The sequence below is a fragment of the Acidisphaera rubrifaciens HS-AP3 genome, from assembly GCF_000964365.1.
GTDB classification, from domain to species: Bacteria; Pseudomonadota; Alphaproteobacteria; order Acetobacterales; family Acetobacteraceae; genus Acidisphaera; species Acidisphaera rubrifaciens.
Map to the genome: position 1 here is coordinate 1 of NZ_BANB01000497.1, position 4,319 is coordinate 4,319.

5 protein-coding genes are annotated in these 4,319 nt (G+C 72.6%); 3 read left to right on the plus strand and 2 right to left on the minus strand.

Translation table 11 applies throughout. From position 1 onward, the window contains the following. The coding region (locus tag B8460_RS13685) for a phosphotransferase (protein WP_048862166.1) at positions 1-314 on the minus strand (314 nt) is incomplete at its 3' end. A 9-nt stretch (positions 315-323) separates the two neighbouring features. Beyond that, on the minus strand, positions 324-1,262 hold the full coding sequence (gene ispH, locus B8460_RS13690; RefSeq protein ID WP_048862170.1) for a 4-hydroxy-3-methylbut-2-enyl diphosphate reductase: 939 nt from the start codon (positions 1,260-1,262) through the stop codon (positions 324-326). 325 nt (positions 1,263-1,587) lie between these two features. On the opposite strand from ispH, the gene B8460_RS22030 reads away from it, so the two are divergent. From B8460_RS22030 to B8460_RS13705, 3 genes are all read left to right on the plus strand, one after another. Then, positions 1,588-1,944 (plus strand): hypothetical protein, encoded by a 357-nt coding sequence (locus B8460_RS22030; protein WP_158322851.1) that lies wholly within the window; start codon positions 1,588-1,590, stop codon positions 1,942-1,944. A gap of 69 nt (positions 1,945-2,013) precedes the next feature. Beyond that, positions 2,014-2,394: a glycine cleavage system protein GcvH gene (gene gcvH / locus B8460_RS13700; protein ID WP_048862168.1), complete on the plus strand. Its 381-nt coding sequence runs from the start codon at positions 2,014-2,016 to the stop codon at positions 2,392-2,394. A gap of 108 nt (positions 2,395-2,502) precedes the next feature. Then, positions 2,503-4,319: putative bifunctional diguanylate cyclase/phosphodiesterase (locus tag B8460_RS13705; RefSeq protein ID WP_048862169.1), on the plus strand; the 1,817-nt coding region annotated here is incomplete at its 3' end.

Below are 4,319 nucleotides of genomic sequence, written 5' to 3' on the forward strand. Positions count from 1 at the left end.
AGAAAGGTGGTGATCGCCGCCCGCCTGCCGCACAGCGTCCGTAGCGCCGCCCCGTCGCGCCCGTGCACCGGCCGCGGACAGGACAGGCCGCGCGTCGCCAGATGCTCCATCAGGCCGAGGAACCACGGCAGTTCCGCCGGATCGACCCGCTTTTCATACAGCGTGAGGATGTAGTCGCCGGTCGTTGTGCGCAGCGCGTAGTTGCTGTTCTCCACGCCCTCGGCGATGCCGCGGAAGGCGACGAGCCCGCCCAGCTCGTACTCCGCGAGGAATGCCGCCAGTGACTCGTCGCCGACCTCGGTATAGACCGCCATCCGGCGAGACTACCCCAGCGGCGCCGGCAGCTTGAACACCACGTCTTCCGTCGTCACCCGCCGCTCCTCGATCGTCAGCGCGTAGCGGCCGCGCAGCCGGTCGATCAGCGCGTCCACCAGCACCTCCGGCGCCGAGGCGCCGGCACTCAGGCCGAGCGTGCCGACCCCGTCCAGCCAGCGCCAGTCCAGGCCGGACGCATCGGGCAGCAGCACCGCGCGCGCCGCCCCCGCCCGTTCGGCGACCTCGCGCAGGCGCTGGGAATTGGACGAGTTGGGGCTGCCGATGACGATCACCAGATCGCAGTCCGGCGCGATCGCCTTCACCGCCGCCTGCCGGTTGGTGGTGGCGTAGCAGATGTCCTCGTGCCGCGGCCCGACGATATGGGGGAAGCGGTCGCGCAGGATCGTCACGATCTCCGCCGTGTCGTCCACCGACAGCGTGGTCTGCGTGATGAAGGCGAGGCGCGTGGGGTCGGGCGGGGCGACGCTACGGGCCTCGTCGGCGTCCTGCACCAGCGTCATCGCGCCGGGCGGTAGCTGGCCCATCGTGCCCTCGACCTCGGGGTGGCCGGCATGGCCGATCATCAGGATATGGCGCGCCTCCGCCCCACCGCCGGCGAAATGGCGCTCCGCCTCGCGGTGGACCTTGCTCACCAGCGGGCAGGTCGCGTCCAGATACAGCAGGTGGCGCCGCCGCGCCTCGGCCGGCACCGATTTCGGCACGCCGTGGGCGGAGAAGACGACGCGCGCATCCTCCGGCACCTCGGTCAGATCCTCGACGAATACCGCGCCCTGCCGCTCCAGCGTCTCGACCACCGTGCGGTTATGGACGATCTCGTGGCGGACATAGACCGGCGCGCCGTACTGGCGCAGCGCTTCCTCGACCACGCGGATCGCCCGGTCGACGCCGGCGCAGAAGCCGCGCGGGCCTGCCAGCAGCACCCGCAGCGGCGCGACCGTGGTCGCGCCGCCGGGCGCCGGGGCGTTGCCTGCGCCCGGCGGCGGCTCTATGCCGGCCCGTCCGGGGGCGACCGTGCCCGTCTGACACGCGGAGTGTTCGATGCTTGGCCGTCCGTCCGTCGTCACCGTTCTGACCCTTCCGCGCGGCGCGCGCGCCGCTCTGGCACTGTCCGTGCTGACCCTGCTCGCCGGATGCGGGGGACCAACCGACAGGTCCGACTTCCCACCCGCGTGTCCGCAGGTCGCGACCGTTCCCGACGCCGCCGAGGTGACCCGATTCCGCGGCGCCGGCACCGACCTCACCGATATGGCGATGGACGCTCGTATCACAGCCCCGCGCGGGAAGTGCAGCCGTGACGAGGGCGGGCGGCTGAAGGTGGTGACGAATGTGCGCCTGCTGGTCACCCGCGGTCCGGCGGCCACCGGTCCGACGGAGACCGTGGATTACTTCATCGCCGTCCTGTCTGGCGGTCACATCCTCGCCAAATACCCGGAGACGGCGACGGTCACGTTTCCGCCGAACGTCGATCACCTCGTCGTCACCGGCGACGACGTCGCGCTCAGCCTGCCGACCACCAAGGACAAGCCGGGCGACGCCTTCACCCTTGTCTCCGGCTTCCAGCTGACGCCGGCGCAGCTCGCCTTCAACCGCCAGCGGGGCGAGCAGTAGCGGTTGATGCGTCCCCGTGCCGAGGGCATGCTCGCGTGCGTGTCACGACCGGCCGGATGAGGCGCGCGCATGCCGATCACCCGCTATACGCCGGACCATACCTGGGTCCGGATCGAGGATGACGTCGCCGTCATCGGCATCAGCGAGGCCGGACAGGAACGCCTCGGCGACGTGGTCGCGATCGAGGCGCCCGAGGTCGGGCGCGACGTGGAGGCAGGCGAGGCCTGCGCCGTGGTGGAGGCGGAGGAGGACGCGATCGACCTCGCCGCCCCGGTCGCCGGCCGCGTGGTCGAGATCAACCAGGTCGTGCTGGAGGAACCCGCCATCCTGAACCGCGACCCGGAAGGGGAGGGATGGGTGTTCAAACTCGAACCCTCCGACCCCGAGGCGGTCGAGGCGCTGATGGACGAGAACGACTATCTCGCCTTCCTCGAGGACGAGGACGGCTGATCGACGACCGCGGGCGCGGCCAGCGCCTGCGATCGCGCGCGGCGCCGGCCTTCATCTTCCGACAATCTTTGCCGTCTATGGCTTGCTGGTGCCCCAGGGAACCGCAGGATGACGGACGGCGCGGCATCCGCCGATGAATGCCTCCGTCTGGCGGCGCTCGAGGCATCGGGCATCCTCGACACGCCCCGCGACCGCCGCTTCGATGAACTCGCCGCCCTCGCCGCGGACATCGCGGGCGTGTCGATGGCGGCCATCAGCTTCATCGACGGCGACCGGCAATGGATCAAGGCGGCGCATGGCCTGACCCTGCGTCAGTGCGCGCGCGGCGAGGGCCCGTGCGCGCATCTCGTCGCCGCCGACGCGCCCCTGCTGGTGGTGCCGGACGCGGCGGCCGATCCGCGCTTCCGCCACCTGCCGCTGGTCGCGGGGCCGCCCTGGGTCCGCTTCTATGCCGGCGTGCCGGTGCGCGACGACGCCGGCTGGGCGCTCGGCGCGCTCGCGGTGATGGACGACCGCCCGCGCACGCTCGGCGACGCCACCACCGGCCGGCTCGTCCGTCTCGGGCAACAGGCGGGGGCGCTGCTCGACCTGCACCGAAAGACCGACCTGTTGCAGACGGCATCCATGCAGGACGCGCTGACCGGGCTCGCGAACCGCCCCCGGTTCGAGGCGCTGCTGGCCGACGCGGTCGCCGGCGCGCTGGCCGGGCGGCCGTGCGGGCTGATCCTGCTCGATCTCGATCACTTCGCCGAGATCAACGGCACGCTCGGACCGGACAGCGGCGACTCCGTGCTGCGCGAGGTCGCGCGGCGCCTGCATGACTGCGTGCGCGGCACCGACATACTGGGCCGCCTCGGCGGGGACGAGTTCGCGGTGCTGGTCAGCGGCCCGGTGGAGGGGCGGCAGGTCCGCCACATCGCCGCCCGGATCGACGCCGCGCTATCCGAACCGCACACGGTCGACGGCCGCACTGTCGCCCTGACCGCCTCGCTCGGGGTGGTCGGAGTGCCGCAGCATGGCGTGGACGCGCCCGCCGTGCTGCGCGCCGCGTGGCAGGCGCTGCGGGCCGCCAAGCGGGCAGGGGGGCGCCGCGCCGGGCCGCACGACGCGACCGTCGGCGTGAGCGCGGCGCTCGAATCGGACCTGCGCGCGGCGCTGCGCGCGGGCGACCTGCATCTGCACTGGCAACCCATCTGCTGCGCCGGCGACGGCAAGCGCGTCGGCTACGAGGCGCTGCTGCGATGGGACCGTGCCGGCCACGGCGCCGTCCCGCCCGCCGCCTTCATCCCGGTGGCGGAGGCGACGGGCCTGATCGGCGAGCTCGACGCCTGGGTGCTGCGCCGCGCCTGCGAGGAGGCGAGCGCCTGGCCGCCCGGCCTGTATGCGTCGGTGAACATGTCCGCCTACTGGTTCGGCCGCGGCGACCTTGTGCGTCTGCTGCGCGGCGTGCTCGCGCGCAGCGGCCTGCCGCCCGACCGGCTGACGCTGGAACTTACGGAGCGCACCCTCGTGCAGCACACGGACGCGGCGCTGCGCACTTTGCACCGGCTGCGCGCGATGGGCGTGCGCCTCGCGCTGGACGATTTCGGGATCGGCTATTCGTCGTTCGGCTATCTGCGGCAATTCGCCTTCGACGCGCTGAAGCTCGACCGCGACTTCGTCAGCTCGCTCGGCCGGGACAGAAGCGGCGAGCCGATCGTCCGCGCCATCGTCGAACTCGGTCACGCGATGGGGATGCAGGTCTGCGCCGAGGGGGTGGAAACCGAGGCACAGCTCGCCCGGCTGCGGGCGCTGCGCTGCGATCTGGTCCAGGGGTATCTGCTGGGCCGCCCGGGGAACCTGCGGCTGGGGGCCACGCCGGCCGCGGTCGGGCATGGCGGGGATGGAACCGGGCAGGGGCGCGTGAGCGGGGCGGACGGACCGTC